This window comes from Phenylobacterium sp. LjRoot225 (assembly GCF_964252855.1).
In the GTDB taxonomy this organism is placed as follows: domain Bacteria; phylum Pseudomonadota; class Alphaproteobacteria; order Caulobacterales; family Caulobacteraceae; genus Phenylobacterium.
Genome location: NZ_CAXUPL020000007.1, coordinates 1 through 19,089 on the forward strand (window position 1 = coordinate 1; position 19,089 = coordinate 19,089).

Below are 19,089 nucleotides of genomic sequence, written 5' to 3' on the forward strand. Positions count from 1 at the left end.
AACGTCGAGAACCTGACCTACACCGGAGCCGCGGCGTTCACCGGCACAGGAAACGCTCTGGCCAACATCCTCACAGGCGGTGGCGGCAACGACACGCTGATCGGCGCCGCCGGGGCCGACACGCTGAATGGCGGAGGCGGCATCGATACCGCCAGCTACTCAAATGCGACCACGAACTTGACTATCAACCTTACCACGGGCGTCCACACTGGCGATGCCGCCGGGGACAGCTTCAGCTCAATCGAGATTTACCAAGGCAGTAGCCGTGCGGACACGCTAACCGGAGATTCTGGTGGGAACAATCTGCAGGGGGCGGCCGGCAACGATCTCATCGAAGGCCGCGGGGGAGCTGATACCCTCGATGGCGGCGCCGGTACGCTCGACTTCCTTTCGTACGAGCATGCGACGTCGGCGATCTCACTGAACCTCTCCACCGGCGTTCACACGGGAGACCCGAACGACGACGTACTGACGGGCTTCGAAGGGTTCACTGGCACGGCCTTCGCCGACACGCTTGTCGGGTCGACAGCCAGCGAGAACTTCATGGGGGGTGCCGGAGCCGATCAGTTCACCGGTGGCGGCGGCAGCGACTACCTCTGGTACGCCACGAGCTCCGCGGGCGTGAACGTCAATCTGGCGACAAGTACTGCCTCGGGAGGTGATGCCGCCGGGGACACTTTTACCAGCTTCCGCAGCGTCCTCGGCTCCGTTTACGCCGACACACTCACGGGCGACTCCTTTGCCAACCTTCTTGGCGGTGGTGGCGGCAACGACAGCATTATTGCTGGTGACGGCGATGATACCGTCCAGCTCTACGCAACGGGTCCCTATGCCGGTATTCCAACCTCCTATGTCGCTTATGTTGATGCCGGCAACGGTAATGACATTGTATTCGAAGGAACCGAAGATGCGGGCTCAACAATATTAGGAGGCTCTGGAAACGACGAAATTCATATGTGGCTCGGCACCGCTTACGGTGGCAGCGGAAATGATATTTTCATCTCACCTGGCATCGCCACAATGTATGGTGAGGATGGCGATGACACGTTTACTTTCCAAGGAATGAGCAATTTTGCTTATGGTGGCGAAGGAAATGACACCTTCAACGCAAGCGATGGTAGCGTCAGTTTTGTTTCGGATACCGGATCCTCGGCAGGCGACAAAATTGTCATTTCTGCCGCAGCGACGTGGTCCGATATCTTTACTTCCTACGATAGCGGCACCGACACACTCTACATTACGACGGATGCCGACGTCGCTGACGGATTCATTGATAGCGGGGTCGGCATCATCAATGCTTCTATCGATCTAATCGAGCGCGCGTACGCCGCCGACGGCTCATTCATCGGACTCTGATGACCTGCCCGTAGCCGCTTCGCCGCGGCTACGGGCGCTTCGTCGCGTCAAAAACGCGCTCAACCTTAACGCGGCCCGAAATTTGCACGGCAGCTCGCAGGAGAAACGCGCATGAACATTAACTCAACGTCGCCGACGCTATGGGCCGATTTGGCGGCCGCCCAGAGCGAACACCTCAAGAACGTCGCCAGGCTGCAAGGCTCAACACGAAAAGTAGCCGATCTTGATCCGACAGGCGGGCCCAAACCGACCAAAGGCCACGGCCAAGCCACGAAAAATTACTTTCAAGCCGAGAGCGAGAAGTATCAGGGGCTCATCCAATCGCTCACTGCAAGGGTCGCGGGTCACCCGGGTCTCCTAAGTTTGGATGGCGATGCGGGCGCAATGTTGAAGGTCTATCAAGACCAGTTGAACCAGGCGATGAAAGCGTATGCCACCGCGCCGGATGCGCCGGGCCTCGACATCGTTTTCTGATCAGGCCGGCCGCGAGCGAGTTCAACAGCAGCTCTCGATGACGATAGGGAGGGCGTAGGCCGCCTGGGCTCCGAGCGCGACCGCTACGGCTATCGCTGCGATCCGCATCAAAACCTCCTATCTCCTCGCCTGCCCTCGAACCCGCGAGCACTATTTTGGTTCGGCTTATGGCGACGGTTTCCTGGCCGGTGGCGCACAGCAGCCACTTCCTCGCCAGCGCGCTCGCGGCCGATCTCGCCGCGCGTTCACCGCTCAGCTCCGCGTGGCCGGCATGTCGTGGTAAACGCGGGAAATTCTATTGGCGCGCAATGTGAGCACGAACGCCGGTTGGCGAACGCGCGGCCATGATGGCGAGCAGTCTGGCGAATAATATGAGTACGTGGCCCGCCCCGCTGGCAGATAATTTGAGCAGGAAGCGCCGTTGTTTGCGAGCACGAGCCCCGATTATGGCAAGCCCCTACACCTATGGTAGGCTACGAGGCTTGGGTCAGCCCCTCTGGAGGTGCAACACGTCCGGAAGCTGAGGCGGGCGGAGCCTTCGCTGCTCGCACCGGAAACCAACGTGAACTTGCCGCCGCAGATCGTCGACAGGCTTGTGGGACGCAGCCTTACGGCAGAAAGCCCCACGGCTGAGGGCGCGCAAGCCTTCTCCGCTGGAATGTCGGCCTACCTCAATGGACTTGGGTCGGCTAGGGATCTGGAACTGTGTGAAGCTCACTCAACCAGGCCTGATCGCGTCCCAGCTGAAATGTGCGAGCCTTTCTCGCGCCGGCGCAGCCATCGACCCCGCCATCGCGGGTCACCTTCTCCGCTCAGCCGCGGTTCTGGGCCGCGGCGTGGATCAGTTCCGCGATAAGGTTGCGCTTGGCCGTGGGAAGGCTTCGCCAGGACTGCAACATGGCGAGCGCGCGCGGATCGTTCGCCAGGTCCATGGCGATCGGGTCCGGTGGTCCGTCTGTGATTAGGGATTCCACATCGACGAAGAAGTACTCGATTGGCACCTCGAGAAAGATCGCGGCTTCGGCAAGGACGGACGCCGAGACGCGATTGAACCCGCGTTCGTACTTTTGGACCTGTTGCCAGCTTAGTCCAATGCCTTGTCCGAGCGCGCCTTGGCTGAGCCGGCGCACCTTGCGGGCGAGCCGCAGGCGGCGGCCAACCGCCACGTCGATTGGGTGGGGGAGGGGTGTTGTACGTACGACACCCCCCTCGCGGGTCGGCCGAGGAGGCTTCGCCACTAACGCCCTCGGGTGCGTTCTGGACCGGTTTTATTGACCTCCGGCGGCGTGCCGCGTTCGCCTTCAGCGGCCGCGGTGCGCTCGATGGGGGACCGCTCTTTGGCGGTCTCTGCTTCTCGGATTGTGACGGGCGGGAACTTGGCGCCCTGCTCTATGTGGCTGGCGATCTTCTCCTTTGCGCCAGCAATCAACCGCTCTTGGACGGCGGTATCGTCCGGATGGCGGTCCTTCACGACAGCGGCGACGACAGCCAGGCGGCTCTGTGCATCGCGCAGGTCAGGGTCCCGTGCGGCCTCAGTCGGCGTCGCGTCCCGGAAGCGTTCGGCGTCGATCGTCCACCTATTGCGAGGCACTTCGCGCTTAGTGAACGAGACTTCCCCCGTATCCTTGTCCTTCACCTCGACCGTCTTGCTGACCATCTCGACGCCGTCGCGGCGAAGCGTGATGTCGTCGCCGATCTTCGCGCCCGACCGCTCCAGGGCGGCCGGCAATCCGACGCCCCAAACTTCGACCTGGCGGCCGCTCGGCTGTTCGACGCGGACGAAGGGCGCCAGCTCTTGGCCAGCTCGATGCTTGTAGGGCTGCTCGCCGATCTCGACGAGCTTCCCGGTGAGACCCTTGTCGTAGTCCAGCCGCTCCGGCTTGGGGACGGCAGCGCTGGGCTCCGGCGCCCCTTCGGATTTGCCGCGCGTGGGTTCGGCGTTGGCCGTCTCGACGTTCGGATAGCGGTCTCGGCTGGGCGCGAGCGAATTGACGTCGCGCGCATTCAGCCGCCGCTCGAGTTCCTGAACGTCCCGCTCGGAGGGCTTGTAGCCGCGCACCTCAAGGCCTGCTGTGCGGGCTTCCAACCAAACTTCGCGACGAAAGTCCTCCTGGCCCTTCACGTCGATCGCTTTCCAACCGCGATGTTCGGCGATTGCGACGAGGTCTTTGACGACGTCGGCGCTCGTCTGACGAGCGACGAGCTTGTCGCCGGTGTCGCGGAAGGCCGGCTCCTTGGTCTTCGCGTCTGTGTAGAAGCGAAGCTCCGCCGCGAACTGCGGCTCGTCCGAGAAGTAGCGGCGCTTCAAAGCGTCAGGCACGTCGCCCCGCTGCACCGAGAAGCGATCGGGATCGTCGTCGTTCGCGGCCTTGTCCTTGTCGGGCGCGGCCTTGCGCCCGGTCGGTGGCGGCGCGCCCTGGCTGTTGTCGCGAGAGGGGTCCGCAGTGGTTGGGGCCCGTTCGGCTGTGCGCTCCTGAGTGGGTTCGATGGAGTTCTCGACCTCGCTGCTCCCGCGGCGGCGCTTTGGCGCTTCCGCGGTCGCCTGGGGCGGTGCAGGAGGGGTGACGGTGCGCTCTGTGCCCGTATCGGTTTCGTCGGCCATAACTGACCTCCTCTGCGGTTAGCGGTCGGTGGCTTCGAGCAGCAGGCTCGAGTTGATGTACTGGTTGATCCAGTGCTCTGACTGTTCCTCGGACGTGCCGTCTGGCAGCTCGTCCGCATCGAGCACGTCGACGTCCAGCGTGAGGGAATCGAGGTCCAAGTCGGTCTCGCCGGCGGCTTCGCTGACCGTCAGCGGTCGCGTAATGATCCGGGCGTGGATCTCACCGACGCTGCGCGTGAGCGCCGCCAGATCGGCCGCCATCGTTTCGAGGCGACTGGCGTTAGATTGTTCCGAGGGGAGGGCGGCGATCGCCGGCAGAGCGGAGATAACAGGCGGCGCGCAGATGCGCCTGGTGAAGTCGCGGCTCTTGAAAAAGTAGATCTTGCTCGCCTGGATCGGGGCTATGCCGCCCCGCAGCACAATGAGCGCGTCCTTGCTCATCTGCATCAGCTCCTGGGGGAGCATGAGGGCGCGGCGCTGATCGGATTCCGTCGTGGTCCGCTTCCCGCCGCCGACGAAGGTCGGCCGGCTCTTCGAACGGGCCTCATAGGTGTAGTAGCCGAGGCGCTCGGAGAGGTCCTGCGCGACCTTCAGCTCCTTGGGCGTGAAGACGACTTCGACGCCGCAGTTGGTCATGATCTCTTCGGCGACGTCGGGGCCGTACTCGGCCCGCAGCTGGGACGGGCTCTGGATCACCGGCAGCAGGCGCAGCCCGTAGCCGGCGACGTAGGAAAAGCCCTTGGCGATCACCGAGGCATGGCCGATGCGGGCGAACTCATCGAGCAAGACCAGGACCTGCACGGCATGGCGGCCGGCGGCCGGCAGTTCACGCGTGTTGAGGTCCACCAGCTGCTGGAAAAAGAGGTTATAGAGCGGCGCGACCCGGGCCATGTTGTCGGGCGTGACGCCGAGATAGACGGATGTGCGCTTACTCCGCAGCTCGCGCAGATCGAAGTCGCTGGCGCTGGTCGCCGCATCGACGCGCGGGTTTAGCCACAGGTTCATGCGCGAGGTGATGGTCTGCTTGATGCCGGCGAAGGTGTTGTCGGAGGCCGAGCAGAAGTCGTTGAGGGCGTTCACACAGCCAGCCGACAGCGCGCCGGTTCCTTTGGACCGCGCTTCCATCAGGGCCGGGAAACGCGTCTTCGGATTGCCGGAGGTCAGCTGGCGGTAGATCTCGCCGATGGTGAAGGGAAGATCCGGCGTCTGCGCCACATAGGCGCCCACGCCGACAAAGCCGGTTCGAGAGGCTTCGGACCAGAAGGGGTCGCCCTTCTCCGGCGCCGGGAAGAGCATGGTGGCGAGCTTCTGCAGCTCGTCCAGCGCCTCCACCGGGTTGGACCGGTCGATGTAGGCGAGGGGGTTATATCGCGCTGTGCGGCCCTCCGGATCGAGGGGGTCGAACATCACGACGTTCTGGCAGTGCTTTGCCCGAAAGCCAGCCGTGGCCTCCCAGTTCTCTTTCTTGATGTCGAGGACGACGACCGAGTCCGCCCAGTTGAGGAGGTTCGGGATGACGACGCCCACGCCCTTCCCCGTGCGGGTGGGGGCGTAGAGCATGACGTGCTCGGCGCCGCCGAAGACGAGATAGCCGGCGCCCTTACGGCCGAGGATGATCCCGTGTTTGGCGCGCATTCCCTCGCGCCTGATCTCGCCTTCATTCGCCCAGCGCGCCGCGCCGTGCAGAGGCCGGCGAACGCGGAGCACGGCCGTCAGGCCGAGCACCAGGATGAATGCTGCGGAGCCCAGACCGGAAATCTTGGTCCAAAGCTGCACCTGAGGGTGCGCGCGATTGGCCCAGAGCCAGCCGGGGACCCTCACGAAGTCCAGGTCGCTCGCGAAGCGACCCAGGCCAATCATGGTGGCGACCATCGCCAGGACCGCCCAGAGGCCGAGCAGGAGGACGGCGGCGGCGGCGACGATCCCGGCCCTAGCGGCCGGCGTGGCGCTTGCGAAGCGGCTCATAGTAAAGCTCCGTCATACGGAAGCGGCCTTCGACCTTCTTCATCTGGACGACGACATCGACCAGCAGGTGCAGGAGGCTGCGAATGTCCTCGCGGGCGAGGTCGCGACCGCCTTCGGACTCCTTCACAAGCAGGGTCAGTTGCTCGAAGGCGAGGGCGGCGGAATCGGCGTGAACCGTGGTGATCGAGCCCGGGTGGCCCGAGTTGACATTGCGCAGGTAGAAGAAGGCGGTTCCGTCCCGCAGCTCCTGCAGCAAGATCCTGTCAGGGCGCATTCGCAGCGAGCTTTCGAGCAGCTGCTTAGGTCCGACCTTGGCGAGCCCCTGCTGATCCTTCGAGTAGATCAGGTGAACCACGTTCCGGTGCGGGACGGTGAGCTCGCGCGTGTCCTCGATCGTCAGCAGCCGCTCATGCGCAGGAATGAGCTGGATGAGGCCCTTGCTGAAGGTGGTCTTGCCGGAGCCTGTCGCTCCGCTGATGAGGATGTTCTTCCTCGAGCGCACAGCCAGGTCGAAGAAGGCTGGCCACGCCCGCGCTTCGCGCAGGCGCATCAGTTCTTTCTCTTCCTCGGCGAGCTCGTCGGACGTCGCCTTGGCGTGCTCGAAAAGGCCCGCCCTGGTGAAGTCGTCCATGCCGAAGGTGACGCTCGAGGGCTTGCGGATGGTGATGGAGACGGAGTCCGCCGGGACAGCCGGCGGAAGGACGATCTGACACCGCTCACCGCCAGGAAGCACCGTCGAGCAGATCGGCGTCTCGGCGCTCACGTCCTGCCGCGTGAAGGCCGCGGCCGACGTCGCCAGGGTGGCGAGCCACGCCGGCGTCAGCTCGGGCGCCTCGTGCCAGCGCCAACCTTTTGCGCCTTCTACGCCGACTTCGCCGGGGCGGTTGATGACCAGCTCGGTGACATCGGCCGGCTCGAGCAGCGGCAGGAGCGGCTGCAGGTAGTGATGAAGGACGGAGCTGTCGGCGATCATCGCGCCTGCACGCCGTAGACTTCGGAGAAGTCGAAGTCCTGGGCGACCATGATTCCGACGTCCTCGCCTTGGTTCTTTCGCAGGATCGGCGGCAGGTTGATCGAACTCTGCAGGGCGACCGCCGCCACGTCTGAGGGCACGCGCGCGGTGTTCTGCAGCTCGTTGCCCCGGCCGGCGGCCACATACACGCCGTCGTCGACGAGTGAGAGCAGCAGGGCTCCGCCGAAGCGTTCAAAGAAGCGGTTGTCGAGATCGCCGCTGAACCCAGCCCGACCGATGGCGTCGGCGCCGGGGGAGGCGAGGTCGATCGCGACACCTTGAGGCGTCACGGCGCGGGTCCAGAGCACGAACAGGCGGCGTTGCCCTCGCTGCATCCCGCCGCGGTATTCGCCGAGAACCTTGGTCCCCTTCTCCAGCAGCACGACGCGGCCGTTGTCGGAGTAGACGTCCCGAGGAATGATGCAGGTCGTATAGCCGGGCAGGGACGAGTCCATGGCGGTCTGCAGGACGCAGGGAATCTGCGTGCCGGCGAGGATCATGTAGCTGCGGTCGCCGAGCGCGGTGGCGCGGGCCTTGGTGATCGCGGATCCGCGGCGGAGATTGTCGAGTTCCGTCGCTGGCCGTCCGGCCGCGACTTGTCCGCTGCCGGCGCTGGCGACGCCGACGTCATAGCCGCCGCTTCCGCCGAGGGAGGCTCCGGAGGACTGGTTGAAGGCCATCATGGGCGAACGGCGCGTCATGTCGGCGAGAGTTTCGCGGGGCTGAGCGCGGCCCGCTGCGCCTTCCGCGCCTGATCCCGCCGCGCCGCCAGGGGCGGGCACGACCTGACCGGGGGCCAGGGGTTGACCGGTCAGCGGGTCAACCGCGCCGGCTGCACCGGTCGTCGGCGCCGGCGGCAGGGGAGGGGGCATGGTCGCGACCTCGTCATAGCGGACCACTTGGCGCGCCGGCTCCTTCGGCTCTTCCGGCTTGGCGTCGCCGCGATCCCAGGAGAGGACGAGCAGCAGGGCCGCACCGCCGACCATGGCGGCGACGCCGGCCATTTTGGCTTGGGGCGAACTGAAGCGGCCCGCGACGGGCGATATCCCCCGCTCGCCGCCGACGCCCTCGTTGGGTTCGAGGCGCTCCGGCGAGACCTTGCTGTCGTCCATCGCCCGGCGACGGCCGAAAGGATCGTCGCGGCGGACCTCTTCCTCGTCATCGATGCCGGCGGGCTTGGTGATGCGCGGGGGGCTCTCGTGAAGGTCAGTCATGTCATTGCCCCGGAGTGCGCGTGGTGCGTTCGACCGCGGAGGAGGCGGTGTTGGTCCCGTGGGTCACGCCGTACCGCTGTGGGGCCTCGTTGAAGATGCAAAGCATCTCCTTGCCGCGGCGTAGGACGATCTTGCTGGCGACCGTGTGGAGGACCACGAACTCGTCGCGCACGTCGAAGGGCACCAGGCCCTCCGAGCCGTCGGGAAGGATCTGGAAGAAGGTCGGCAGCTCTTGATTGCCGGGGAAGCGCAAGACCGTGAACTGGCCGTTGTCGGAGACCTCGGAGGGCTGGATCTTGGACGAGCCCTGGACGGTGTAGTTCAGGTTCCGGGACCCCTCGATCGCGGCGTTGTCGAGCATCAAGCCGGTCCTCGCGCGGTCGACCGCGTCGACCTGACTGGCGATCGCGCGCGTCAGCGCAGCCTTCTCGTCCTCCGGATAGCGGAAGCGGACTTGGAAGAAGGTGTTGGGCGATCCGGCGGAGATCGGGCCGGAGCGGATCCCCAGCTCGAAGGTGTAGTTCCGCAGCTCGGACCCGCGCCTGGTCGTGACGATCAGGTTGGTGGGCGTGCCCTTCTCGCGTGGCTTCACGAACAGAATGTTCGTTTCCGCCGCGACCTCCCAGGAGACGGTGTCGCCTAAGGCGACGTGTTGGATCTCTTCGCCAGGGCCGAGGATGATCTGCGTGGCTGTCCGGAACGTCCCGACGACACGATAGACCTGCCACGGATCGTAGTTGACCCACTTCACGCGAGGATCGAGCTGGCCGGGGCGCGGCACGTCGACAGCGCCGACGGGCGTCGCGGCCGCGGCGATCGCCGCGCAGGCCGCGGCCGCGAGCAATTTCCGCATCATTTGGAGATCTCCGGATCGGCGCGATAATTCTGGACTTGGAAGCCAAGGGGATTGCGCAGCCGGTCGGCCTCGGACATGGGCGCCTTGGTGTAGGTGAAGGTCAGCGTGGCGATGAAATCGGCCTGCTGGACGTCCTGAGCCTTACGCACCGTGCGCGTGAAGCGCACGTTGGCGACCTTGTCGTTGATGAAGGTGATGTTGCGGACCGAGACGGTCGCCACGCCATCGGCGCCCAACTTGGTCTGAGGGCTTTCCGGGTTGGTGGCGCGGTAAAAGTCGGCCCAGCGCTGCTGTTCATCCGGCGTGGAGCTGATCGACACGAAGCGGAAATTCTCTTCGGCCGCGTCCGGCAAATAGCCTTCACGCGCTCGCACGTACTGGCCGAGGAAGTATTTGCTGACCGCCTCGTTGTAGGTGAGGTCGCGTTCGCCCTTCAGGCCGGTCATGACGTCGACCGCGCCGCTTGTCTCGTTCACGCGAACCACGAAGGGCTCGACGGTCTTCAGCGGCACGAGCGCGGCGATCGCGGCCACGGCTGCGATGGATAGCGCCGCCGAAACACTCGCCACGGTCCAGGCCAGCCGCTTCGAGCGGTTTGCCGCCAACACGCGGTCCTGGTCCCAGCGACGGGCTTCCTCGAAGTATGCCTTAAGATTGTCCGTGGACACGCCAGCCATCGTCGCACTCCTCAAGCGCAGCTCGGAAAGGCCGGCGCGAGGGCCGAGACCTTCCGAGGCTTAGCGGCTGATCGAGCGCCGGCCGTCGCCGGCGTCTCCATCGCGATGGGCGGAACGGTCACGGCAGCAGACGACTTCCCGGTCTTCGCGGGTTTGCCGTTCGGCCCGGCCACAGGCGGCACAGGGACGGGCGCCGTCACGGCCGGGATCGGAGATCCCGGCAGCACGGAGCCGTAGATGTTCACCGGGCGCCGGCTTTTGCCATCGCAGGACTTCGGCTTCGCCGCGCTGCTTGTAGCGCAGGCGCTCAGCATCAGAGCGCAGGCCGTAAGGGTCAGGGTGCGCAACACGTCAGGTTCTCCGGGGGAGCGGATTGTTCGGATGTTCAAAGGAAGCTGTTCGGGACCGTCATCGGCGGGGATGGCCGTTGCGGTTCGCTGTTAACGTCGGGCGAAGAGAGCCGCCCGTTCCACCGCCCATGCGCGAGCCGACCGCGCGCATGCCTCGGTAGCCGAGCTTCGCGGCGCCAATGCCGACGGCGCCGGTGAACTTCGCGCCCGATCGACCGGCGTTGTAGAAGTCGCCGATCCCGGCGGCCGCGCCGCCGGCGATGCCCGCTGCGATGTTGGGCGTCTGCAGGAAGAAGATTACGCCGAGGGCACAGAGAGCGATGAAGAGCAGTCCCGATTGATTTGGGTCCGCCTGCCCGTCGATGTTGCCCCACTGGTCTGCGACCAAGGTGAGGATGACCTGGAAAATGGTGATGATGAGCGCGAACAGCAGCAGGTAGTTCACGCCCTGCCTGAGCCACCCAAAGAAGAAGCTGCGGGACGCTTCGAAGACCAAACAGGCCACGAAAATCGGTCCGAGCGCCACCAGCACCGCAAGTGCGACCTTGGCCAGCATGACGATGCCGAAGCCGACGGCCGAGGTTAGCGCCGTCATCGCCCAGACCCCGAACCCTGTCACATAGGGTCCGGGGTTGGTCAGTGAGGCGCTGTCCCAAATCTTGGTCGCTAGATAGCCGCCGCGATTGAAGAAGCTGTCAAAGGCTGCGCCGACAGAAGGCGTGGCGGCTCCGCTAATCGCCTGTGCGAGCCAATTCGGCAGGTCGTTGAAGAGCGGTTCAGTGACGTAGGTGCTGTAAGCGACTGTTGTCGCAACGGCATAGATGAACACTAACTTCACTAGCCGCACGACGCCGTCCATTACCGGCTCTGAAATCGAACCTCGAAAGATCGCATAGCCATAGAGGACAATGTAAAGAACCAGCGCTAATCGAAGAGGCCCCTCAACCGCAGCAATGACGTTGCCCAAGCCCGTGTTGAGAACGGCTGTCAGACGGTCGTCAACATAGTCGTAGGCGGGCGTAAATATTGATGCGGGCATTGGTCCTCGGCGACTAGAAGCCGCTCCTGTAATCTTCCATCGTTTTGCGATTGGCGGCGGTCTCGGCTGCTCGCTGAGCGAACTGGCACTCAGCGCCTCGGTGCGTGCCTTGTTTGCAGTCGGCTATGACCTCGGCCCGAACGTTGGGGTTCGCCTCGAAATATCGTTCTGACCGGGGCTCACGCTGGCATGCGCTGAGGGCGGCGCTCGCAGCCAGGAGAGCGGTCAGGATGATGGCCGGACGCATCAGAAGCCCGCCTTGTAGTCGTCCATCGTCTGGCGGTTCCTCATGGCCGTCTGCTCACGGTCGCGCTGCTCGGCCATCCTCCGTTCAGCCTCCTGCATCATGGCCAGGCCCTGCAGCTGCATCTGGTCGTTGTTGATGAGCGCCTGTTCGGCGGCGATGCGCGTCTGAAGGTCCATGACCTCCTTGGCCGTCGTCGCGCTGCTCAGCCGCTGGCGCAGCTCGTCCAGACCAGCCTGCCGTTCGGCCGCCGTCTTGAAGGCGCTTTCGCCGAGGGCGATGTCGCGTGCGGCGAGGTCGCCCGACTTTTCCAGTGTGTCTTGGTAGTACTGCTGCGAGGCGCTCAGGCCGGTCGTTACCGGCGTGAACAGGCGGTTGGCGCTCCGGATCGACGTCGCTCTCGTACCGATGGAGCCCAGGTCCGACAGCGAGCCATTGAGCAGCCTGGTGGTGTCTCGCACCTCGGCAGGGAGGTACTGCCGCAGCGCCGGGTTGTTCAGAACGCTGGCGATGCTGTTGATTTGCGTCAGCTTGTTAAAGCCGTCGTAGAGCTGCTTGCCCTGAGCAACCTGAGATTTCAACTCCACGAGTTGCGCCCGGGCCTGATTGAGTTGCTGCAGCATCCGGACGTAGGCGCCCGGATCGGTGACGACCATCGCCTGAGCGGGGACAGCCGCCCCAAAAATGGCGGAGGCAAGCGCCACCGCCGCGATAACTCGCGTTCTCATTACATTCTCCGTCGCTCTTGGTGGAAGACAGGACCCCAGATGGCCGGGTCATCGCCGTGCTGGGTTCGGATGCGATCCAGCAGCTCGACGGTCTCCGCCCGGCCGGAGAGAACCGCCAATTCGTCGTCCATGCCGTTGAGGTTCAGCTCAACGACGACGGAGTTGTGCCCTTGCTTCACAAGGAACATCCGCGACTCTGGCGACAACTCCTCGCGGATCAGCCGGAACTCCTCTCGGGTGAGGCCAAAGCCGTCGACGTAGTCACGGGCCTGCCCGTAGGGGTTCGGCAGGAAGATCTTGGTGGGGCATTGCTCCAAGATCGTGTGCGAGATTTCGGAGCGCAGGACGTCGGCCGGGCTCTGGGTCCCGAACACCATGAAGGCGTTCTTCTTCCGGTAGGTCTTCAGCCCGTCCTGGGCGAGACCGCGGAAGCTCTCGTCGCCGAGGGCCTTCCAGAACTCGTCAATGTCGATGACGAGGCGGCGCCCATCCACCAGGGCTTCGAGCCGGTGGAAGAGGTACATCATGAGCGGCGTGCGGACTTCCGGGTTGTCGAGGAAGTCGGTCATGTCGAAGCCGAGCAGGCGGCTATCGAGCGACACCTGGTCTGCGTCGTTGTCGAGGACCCAGCCCAACGAGCCGGCCCGGGTCCACTTCTCGAGACGCGCTCCGATGCCTTCCGCGTCGCGCTGGCCGAGCAGCTGGCGCAGCGCCATGAGCGAGCGCTGATGCGGCGCCATCGGCTTCAGCGCGTTGATTCCGTCCTCGATCATGCGCTCCTCCTGGACCGTCAGCGGCCGATCCGCGGGCGTCACCAGCTTGCGGACCAGCTGGGACAGGAACACCAGGTTGGACGGGGTGAATTCCAACGCCTTGAAGGGCGCAAAGCCGGTCGGCGCGCCGTTCTTGAGCGTCAGGTACGCACCGCCGGAGGCGCGCACAAAGATCTCGGCGCCGCGGTCTTTGTCGATGAAGATGCGCTGCACGCCGAACTTCTCGAGCTGGGCCAGCTTGAAGTTCTGGACGACGGTCTTGCCGGAGCCCGAGGGGCCGCAGATGAAGGTGTGCCCGAGGTCGCCGGAGTGGAAGTTGAAATAGAATGGCGACAGCGCCGAGGTGCGCAGAAGGGCCACGGCCGGACCCCAATGGTTTCCGGTCGGCCGACCTGACGGGTAGGTGTGGAAGGGCGCGAGCGAGGCGAAGTTGCGCGAGTTGATCGCGGCCGGCCGGCTCCGCTTGGCGAAGTTGCCCGGGAACTGCGACCAGAACGCCGCCTCGAGGGCCAGGTCCTCGCGCGCCACCACCAGGCCGGAGTCGGCCAGGGTCGCGCGGGCCAGGGACATGTTGTTGGCGAGCTCCTTGGTGGATCCGCCGTAGACCAACAGCGAGAACTGATGCTCGCCCATGACGAAGCGGTTGCTCACCAGGTCGTCTATGGCTTCGTCCAGACCATCGACCTGCGACGATGCGCGGTCGTTCGCCCGGATCATCTGGTTCTGTTTGCGCTCCAAGACTGAGCGTGCCGACGCTTTCGAGAGGAAGGCGAAGGATTGCGTAGCGACGAACGGGTACTTGGCCTTCAGCAGCCCGTCCCAAAGGCCGGGGCGCGTGGCGGCCGGATACTCCTTCACGCCGAAGATCCCGCCGTACTTCTCGTCGCCGGGGTCGCGGATCTCCAGCGCCTCGCGGCCGAAGATTACCCGGCTCGTATAGAGGGCGTTGCCGAGGTGGCCGCGCACGAGCGGGATGCGCTGCGGCCGCCCGGTCAGCACGAGGTGCAGCAGCTCCATGGGTTCGGAGAACCAGAGGCCGTTGTGCTCATAGAGGCCGATCGGGCGCACGCCGTAGCGGCCGAGGTATTGGAGCAGGTCACGCCCCTTGTCCTCCAAGAGCCGGATCGACTCTTCGTCTACCTCGGCGCCGGCCTTGCTGCGCGACTTGAGGCGGTCGAGGAAGGCCGCCACCTTCTCGGCTGCGCTACGGCCAGGGTGAAGGACGAGCGTGACGTAGAGGTCGTTTGTGAAGAGCTGAGTGGCGGTGACGCGCTTGCGATATTCAGCGTCGAGCTTGCGCGCGAACGCGGATTCGAACTTTCCCTCTGGGTAGCCGCGCTCCTCGCGCCGAACCACATGGTGCCAGATGGCCAGCCGCTCATCGGCGAGGTTGCGCCAGGCGTTGTTGAGCTTGGCGTGCCAGTCGTTGAGATCGCGCACGTCGGCGGTCTCGAACGACGCGCCGTCGAGCTTGAAGCAGATCATCAGCGCGCGTGTGTCGAGGGCTACGACGTAGTCGGAAACATGCCGTGCGTAGGGCAGCAGATCGCCTGGCTCGGTCTCCCTCTTGAGGATCGCGGCGGACGGGCGGGCGGCCGGCGCGCGCAAGGCCAGGGCCTTAGCCATTCGGAATGTCCTTGGCGTTGAACTGACGGCGAACCTTGAGCGGCGTGTGGGAGCTACCGCCCCACCAGCCGCGGTTCCGGGTCCGCCCCTTGGTGTCGAACCACATGAAGAGGACGCGGAACGCGTTGTGGTCGTGCTTCACGATGGCCTGGAACACGAAGTGCAGGACCACGCCGACGGACAGGTAGAGAAGGCTTCCGGCGGTCAGGTAGGTGACCCCGGTGAGGATGACGTTGACCCCCATCGCCTCGATGGGGACGCCAAGGACCATCGCCGGCCGGGTGCAGGCCAGAAACAGCGTGTCTTCGGTAATGCGCTCATCGTCCATGAGGGGAGTCCCGCCTGACACGCTCGGCCGCCCCCCCGGGAGCCGCGCGGCAGGCGGGAACTGTCCTTAGGCGGTCAGCAGATCGACGATTTCGGCGGAGCCGAACACGACGATGATGCCGATGACGACAGTGGCCATGCGGCGGAAGTCGAAAGCGCCGAACATCGCCAGGATGCCGAGGACCACGCAGGCGATGACGGCCAGGAGGCGGGCCGCATTCCCGGTGAGAAGGTCAAGGGCGTTCTGGAGAAGCGACTCGACGTTCTGGGCCGCCGCAGGTGCGACAAGGCCGAGGCTGAAGACGGTCGTTGAGAAGATGACGGCGGCGAACTTTCGGACGGTGGAAATCCGTCCCTTGGTCGGCGGCGTATCAGTGATGGCTTGTGAGCTCATCATGGGGGGGAGGCTCCTGTTTCTCCGTTTCGAGAATTATCGGGCCGTAGTAATGGTATGCGTCCCGACAATGGGCGACCGCAGCAGCAATGGATTTGTACTGCTTCGGTTCAGTTGAGCGGTAAAGAGCGACGAGTAACTCGTCACGTTTCCAGCTCAATTTGACGTACATGGACCATGTACTGTCATTCGCCTCGACAATCCGGATGCCGAGAACCTTTCCGCCTTGTGGGCGGAGTTGGGTCAACAGACGTTCGCGGATTGTCCCGTCGGACATGTGGCTCTCCCCAGACTCACAAGCGGGGCACCATAGGTCGGCGGGGCGATGGTGGTCACGAGCGATGTGGCGGATGGCGATCATGGGTTCACCTGGGCGAACACATGGACGCGAGAGCCGCCGGCACGTCCGAAGACGTCCCAGCTCGCGGCTTTCAGTTCGGGAGCCGGCGGCTCCTGAAGGTTTTCAGCGGCCGCCTCAAGCGCCGCTCGGACGCCTAGCGGTCGCTCATGCGTCGCATTAGCATCGCAGAAGTTTGCGCTAATCGCCGGGATCAGCTTGCCAGCGGCCGCTTCCACCTTGGCGACATAGCCATTGCGAAAGCCGCGAGCGTGGCTCCCGGTGTTGTAGGCGGAGAACGCCATGCGCAGCGCCTGCTGCTGGGGCGCGAGCTGGGCCGCGCTGACATAGCCGGCCTCGAGCACCTTGGCGGCCGCAGCGAGGTTGCGGCAGGGATCGAAGGCGTCGGTCACGCTTAGGCCGAGCCACACCAGGTTCTTGCTGTTGATCTGCGCCAGACCGAGGTCGATGTTCTGGCCCTGCCGGATCAGCGCCACCGCCGTTCGGATCGCCTCAGCCTTGGTGTGTGGCGGGCGCGGATCGGCGGCGCCGTTCACGTTCAAGGCCAGCGGATTAAAGCCGCTTTCGACCTGAACGATGCTCAGCAATGTCTCCGGCGCGATGGTCGGAGCGCACTGTTGGGCCAGCGTCAGAGCGGTCGCGAGCTCCAAAATCACGGGCGCGCCACAATTCGGAATGACCCGAAATCCTCGGCAAGTCCTTGATCGGCTGGCGTTTGATAACCAGCTCCGATCGATACAACTAGAAATAGTGGCGCAAATGCGGCGACATTCAGTCGTAGGATGCATGCGCCCATTGGTGCTCGGCCTCGTAGGGGGAAAATGTCGTATTTCCTATTAAATACGACAATAAGCTGCTGACCTGCCGGGATGCAACTGCTATTTGCGGGGAATGCGTCGGGAACGCAATGCAACCCAGCATCGCAAGCGGTACGTTGCAAGCGTGGCCATGGCGCTTTCGAGAACCCTCGTTGGAGTGTCTAAAATGGTGGCGTTGCTCAGGCCGGTTCACCCTCCCTCGACCGACTCAGTTGAGGCGTGCATCCTTGGTGTGTGGACGTGTGGACGCGTCCACGGCTTCGCACACGGGGACGCATAATGGCTGGCGTAGGAGAAGTCGCAGCTGCGCCGTTAGAGGCGGCGACTGCGACCCGCGCGCGGGCGGGCAAGACAATGATCGCCGGCTATTTCAGTCCGGACCTGGCGCGAGCGGTGAAGCTCCTAGCCGCCGAACGGGGGATCACCGTGCAGGCCCTGGTCGGTGAGGGCCTTGACCATGTGCTGACCGTTGCAGGCAAGCCGGCGCGGGGTGAGCGATGAGCACGAGATCCGATCCCCATCCTGTCCGAGACTTCTTCATCTCGGACCTGATCGACTACGCGCCCAAAGACAGCACCGACATGATGGAGCGCCCGTTCTTCTCCATCTCGAAGCGCAAGCGAAACAAGCCGATCAGCTATGAGACGCCGGACGGAAAGCTCTGGATCAAGGTGAACGCGAACCCGACGCACGGGATGGCGACCATTTGGGATGCGGACATTCTCATCTGGTGCATCTCCAAAATCGTCGCCCAGAAGGATGCCGGCAAGAACGACATCCGGCCTGTGATCCACACCACGCCGTATGAGCTGCTGCGCGGGATCGCGCGCAGCACGGGCGGCCAGGACTACGTCGAGCTCATGAAGGCGATCCGTCGCCTGCGGACCACGGAAGTTGAGACGAACATCCGGGCCGGCAAGAGGCGCTACACCGCCTTTCACTACCTGGGCGACATTGAGGGGGAAGGCGAAGGCGCCGAGGATCCCGAACAACTGAAAACGCTGACGCTGAGAGTGCCTGACTGGCTGCTCGACGGCATTATGGTGGGAAACATCCTGACCCTTGATCGGGAGTATTTTCTGCTCACTGGAGGGATCGAGCGGGCCATCTATAGGGTGGCGCGCAAACACTCGGGCGCACAGCCCCACGGCTGGGTCTGCAAGATGACCACCCTCTACGAGAAGACGGGGAGCGAGTCGCCGTTGAAGAAGTTCACCTTCCGGATCCGTGAAATGTGCCGGTCAGACGAACTCCCGCGGTACGCCATGCGCGAAACGAAGACGCAGGACGGAAGTCCTGCGGTGCTCTTCATTGATCGGGCGTTCCTCGAGGAAAAAGCGGCAGAGCGGAAGAGCGCCGACACCAGTCAGCGCGGCCGAGAAGACGGCCGGGCCGCATGGATTGATGCTGAGCGGGATCCGCGCGGCTTTGACGACGCCTGGTCGGCGTGGGTCGAGGGCGGGTTCTCTCCCGAAGAGTTCGCCTTGGCCTGCAGCGATAAGCGAGCCGTCATGCCTGCATAGGGCATCGGGGTAACAGGAACCGACCTCCTGCGAACATCTGCGCTATGGGCAGACCTGTCGGGGTTTTAGGAACCGGGACGGGTGGGCGGCGCGTGGATATGGGCTCGATTCGCCGTGCTCTGGCGATAGAGCGACGTGCGTGGCCTCAGATAGACCGCCTGCGCGGGCCAAAACAGGGCTCGGGGTTTTAGGAACCGGGCTGCCTTTGGCCGATCGGAGGGCACTCGGGGTTTTAGGAACCCGCCCCCCTGGCGACGGTACGGATTTGGCTCGGGGTATCAGGAACCGCACGACTCGGGGTTTTGGGAACCAGGCGACTCGGGGTTTCAGGAACCGGGCGACTCGGGGTTTCAGGAACCGTCAACCTCGGGGTTTCAGGAACCCATGGCCTCGGGGTATTAGGAACCGTGTCGTTCGGTGTTTTAGGAACCCATCCCATCGGGGGAACAGGAACCGAGACTCGTGGTATTAGGAACCAAAAGACGGGGTAACAGGAACCGGGCCCCTGATATTACCCTGTATTGTCAAAGCCGTAGGCGGTTATTCACAGCCCTTAACTGCTTAACTTTCCTATCTAACAGAGTCTTCTTTAACCGGCGAGGACCCTCAAAGTGAGGTCCTCACGCCGCCTCTTGGGGGCTCCGCCCCCGCCGGCTCGCTACGCCGCTACGCGGCTTCGCCCCGGGTGCTGCGCACCCTCCCACCCGGCATCCCCCAATTGGTGTCGGGCTAACGCCCGACAAGCTTTTCTTA

The 19,089-nt window shown here is 64.3% G+C and carries 18 protein-coding genes and 1 pseudogene; 4 read left to right on the plus strand and 15 right to left on the minus strand.

Annotated features, from left to right (window positions below; translation table 11 throughout):
* Together ACSQ2B_RS25310 and ACSQ2B_RS25315 are read left to right on the plus strand one after the other, a co-directional pair.
* A pseudogene (locus ACSQ2B_RS25310) lies at positions 1-1,356 on the plus strand (hypothetical protein); the annotation flags it as partial.
* Positions 1,357-1,467: 111 nt separating this feature from the next.
* Positions 1,468-1,830, plus strand: coding sequence for a hypothetical protein (locus ACSQ2B_RS25315; protein WP_436054186.1), 363 nt, complete (start codon positions 1,468-1,470; stop codon positions 1,828-1,830).
* An 812-nt stretch (positions 1,831-2,642) separates the two neighbouring features.
* Here the strand turns inward: ACSQ2B_RS25315 and ACSQ2B_RS25320 are convergent.
* The 15 genes from ACSQ2B_RS25320 to ACSQ2B_RS25390 all read right to left on the minus strand — a co-directional run bounded on the left by ACSQ2B_RS25320 (position 2,643) and on the right by ACSQ2B_RS25390 (position 16,651).
* Positions 2,643-2,996, minus strand: coding sequence for a helix-turn-helix domain-containing protein (locus tag ACSQ2B_RS25320; protein WP_436054187.1), 354 nt, complete (start codon positions 2,994-2,996; stop codon positions 2,643-2,645).
* A gap of 71 nt (positions 2,997-3,067) precedes the next feature.
* Entirely contained in the window at positions 3,068-4,432 is a 1,365-nt protein-coding gene (locus ACSQ2B_RS25325) for an LPD7 domain-containing protein (RefSeq protein WP_436054188.1), read from the minus strand.
* Between the two features lie 18 nt (positions 4,433-4,450).
* Positions 4,451-6,397, minus strand: a complete 1,947-nt coding sequence (locus tag ACSQ2B_RS25330; protein WP_436054189.1) for a type IV secretory system conjugative DNA transfer family protein — start codon at positions 6,395-6,397, stop codon at positions 4,451-4,453.
* Positions 6,363-7,370 carry a P-type DNA transfer ATPase VirB11 gene (virB11, locus tag ACSQ2B_RS25335; protein ID WP_436054190.1) on the minus strand — a complete coding sequence of 336 codons (1,008 nt, stop codon included), beginning with the start codon at positions 7,368-7,370 and terminating at the stop codon, positions 6,363-6,365. Before virB11 ends, ACSQ2B_RS25330 begins: the two co-directional genes overlap by 35 nt.
* Positions 7,367-8,623: a type IV secretion system protein VirB10 gene (gene virB10, locus ACSQ2B_RS25340; RefSeq protein ID WP_436054191.1), complete on the minus strand. Its 1,257-nt coding sequence runs from the start codon at positions 8,621-8,623 to the stop codon at positions 7,367-7,369. The genes virB11 and virB10 overlap by 4 nt, the downstream gene beginning before the upstream one ends.
* 1 nt (position 8,624) lies before the next feature.
* On the minus strand, positions 8,625-9,479 hold the full coding sequence (locus ACSQ2B_RS25345; RefSeq protein WP_436054192.1) for a TrbG/VirB9 family P-type conjugative transfer protein: 855 nt from the start codon (positions 9,477-9,479) through the stop codon (positions 8,625-8,627).
* Entirely contained in the window at positions 9,476-10,156 is a 681-nt protein-coding gene (locus ACSQ2B_RS25350) for a virB8 family protein (protein WP_436054193.1), read from the minus strand. The genes ACSQ2B_RS25345 and ACSQ2B_RS25350 overlap by 4 nt, the downstream gene beginning before the upstream one ends.
* Positions 10,157-10,564: 408 nt before the next feature.
* The gene (locus ACSQ2B_RS25355) at positions 10,565-11,545 is read right to left on the minus strand and encodes a type IV secretion system protein (protein ID WP_436054194.1); all 981 of its coding nucleotides are present in this window, start codon (positions 11,543-11,545) and stop codon (positions 10,565-10,567) included.
* Between the two features lie 13 nt (positions 11,546-11,558).
* Positions 11,559-11,792 (minus strand): EexN family lipoprotein, encoded by a 234-nt coding sequence (locus ACSQ2B_RS25360; protein WP_436054195.1) that lies wholly within the window; start codon positions 11,790-11,792, stop codon positions 11,559-11,561.
* The gene (locus ACSQ2B_RS25365; protein ID WP_436054196.1) at positions 11,792-12,493 is read right to left on the minus strand and encodes a type IV secretion system protein; all 702 of its coding nucleotides are present in this window, start codon (positions 12,491-12,493) and stop codon (positions 11,792-11,794) included. The genes ACSQ2B_RS25360 and ACSQ2B_RS25365 overlap by 1 nt, the downstream gene beginning before the upstream one ends.
* A 23-nt stretch (positions 12,494-12,516) precedes the next feature.
* Entirely contained in the window at positions 12,517-14,916 is a 2,400-nt protein-coding gene (locus ACSQ2B_RS25370) for a VirB4 family type IV secretion/conjugal transfer ATPase (RefSeq protein ID WP_436054197.1), read from the minus strand.
* Positions 14,909-15,244 carry a type IV secretion system protein VirB3 gene (locus tag ACSQ2B_RS25375; RefSeq protein ID WP_436054198.1) on the minus strand — a complete coding sequence of 112 codons (336 nt, stop codon included), beginning with the start codon at positions 15,242-15,244 and terminating at the stop codon, positions 14,909-14,911. Before ACSQ2B_RS25375 ends, ACSQ2B_RS25370 begins: the two co-directional genes overlap by 8 nt.
* Positions 15,245-15,310: 66 nt before the next feature.
* Positions 15,311-15,640, minus strand: coding sequence for a TrbC/VirB2 family protein (locus ACSQ2B_RS25380; protein WP_436054199.1), 330 nt, complete (start codon positions 15,638-15,640; stop codon positions 15,311-15,313).
* Complete coding sequence (locus tag ACSQ2B_RS25385) at positions 15,615-15,914, minus strand: hypothetical protein (RefSeq protein ID WP_436054200.1); 300 nt, start codon at positions 15,912-15,914, stop codon at positions 15,615-15,617. Before ACSQ2B_RS25385 ends, ACSQ2B_RS25380 begins: the two co-directional genes overlap by 26 nt.
* A gap of 80 nt (positions 15,915-15,994) precedes the next feature.
* Positions 15,995-16,651, minus strand: coding sequence for a lytic transglycosylase domain-containing protein (locus tag ACSQ2B_RS25390; RefSeq protein ID WP_436054297.1), 657 nt, complete (start codon positions 16,649-16,651; stop codon positions 15,995-15,997).
* 441 nt (positions 16,652-17,092) lie between these two features.
* On the opposite strand from ACSQ2B_RS25390, the gene ACSQ2B_RS25395 reads away from it, so the two are divergent.
* Together ACSQ2B_RS25395 and ACSQ2B_RS25400 are read left to right on the plus strand one after the other, a co-directional pair.
* Positions 17,093-17,314 carry a ribbon-helix-helix domain-containing protein gene (locus tag ACSQ2B_RS25395; protein WP_436054201.1) on the plus strand — a complete coding sequence of 74 codons (222 nt, stop codon included), beginning with the start codon at positions 17,093-17,095 and terminating at the stop codon, positions 17,312-17,314.
* Positions 17,311-18,336, plus strand: a complete 1,026-nt coding sequence (locus ACSQ2B_RS25400) for a replication initiator protein A (RefSeq protein WP_436054202.1) — start codon at positions 17,311-17,313, stop codon at positions 18,334-18,336. The genes ACSQ2B_RS25395 and ACSQ2B_RS25400 overlap by 4 nt, the downstream gene beginning before the upstream one ends.
* Positions 18,337-19,089: the final 753 nt, after the last annotated feature.

Excerpts from the sequence above, each read along its gene's own strand:
- virB11 (WP_436054190.1), bottom strand. The coding sequence starts at position 7,370 with ATGATCGCCGACAGCTCCGTCCTTCATCACTACCTGCAGCCGCTCCTG.
- ACSQ2B_RS25375 (WP_436054198.1), bottom strand. The coding sequence starts at position 15,244 with ATGGACGATGAGCGCATTACCGAAGACACGCTGTTTCTGGCCTGCACC.
- ACSQ2B_RS25395 (WP_436054201.1), top strand. The coding sequence starts at position 17,093 with ATGGCTGGCGTAGGAGAAGTCGCAGCTGCGCCGTTAGAGGCGGCGACT.
- ACSQ2B_RS25315 (WP_436054186.1), top strand. The coding sequence starts at position 1,468 with ATGAACATTAACTCAACGTCGCCGACGCTATGGGCCGATTTGGCGGCC.
- ACSQ2B_RS25330 (WP_436054189.1), bottom strand. The coding sequence starts at position 6,397 with ATGAGCCGCTTCGCAAGCGCCACGCCGGCCGCTAGGGCCGGGATCGTC.
- ACSQ2B_RS25380 (WP_436054199.1), bottom strand. The coding sequence starts at position 15,640 with ATGATGAGCTCACAAGCCATCACTGATACGCCGCCGACCAAGGGACGG.
- ACSQ2B_RS25345 (WP_436054192.1), bottom strand. The coding sequence starts at position 9,479 with ATGATGCGGAAATTGCTCGCGGCCGCGGCCTGCGCGGCGATCGCCGCG.
- ACSQ2B_RS25385 (WP_436054200.1), bottom strand. The coding sequence starts at position 15,914 with ATGTCCGACGGGACAATCCGCGAACGTCTGTTGACCCAACTCCGCCCA.
- ACSQ2B_RS25350 (WP_436054193.1), bottom strand. The coding sequence starts at position 10,156 with ATGGCTGGCGTGTCCACGGACAATCTTAAGGCATACTTCGAGGAAGCC.
- ACSQ2B_RS25400 (WP_436054202.1), top strand. The coding sequence starts at position 17,311 with ATGAGCACGAGATCCGATCCCCATCCTGTCCGAGACTTCTTCATCTCG.
- virB10 (WP_436054191.1), bottom strand. The coding sequence starts at position 8,623 with ATGACTGACCTTCACGAGAGCCCCCCGCGCATCACCAAGCCCGCCGGC.
- ACSQ2B_RS25360 (WP_436054195.1), bottom strand. The coding sequence starts at position 11,792 with ATGCGTCCGGCCATCATCCTGACCGCTCTCCTGGCTGCGAGCGCCGCC.
- ACSQ2B_RS25325 (WP_436054188.1), bottom strand. The coding sequence starts at position 4,432 with ATGGCCGACGAAACCGATACGGGCACAGAGCGCACCGTCACCCCTCCT.
- ACSQ2B_RS25370 (WP_436054197.1), bottom strand. The coding sequence starts at position 14,916 with ATGGCTAAGGCCCTGGCCTTGCGCGCGCCGGCCGCCCGCCCGTCCGCC.
- ACSQ2B_RS25355 (WP_436054194.1), bottom strand. The coding sequence starts at position 11,545 with ATGCCCGCATCAATATTTACGCCCGCCTACGACTATGTTGACGACCGT.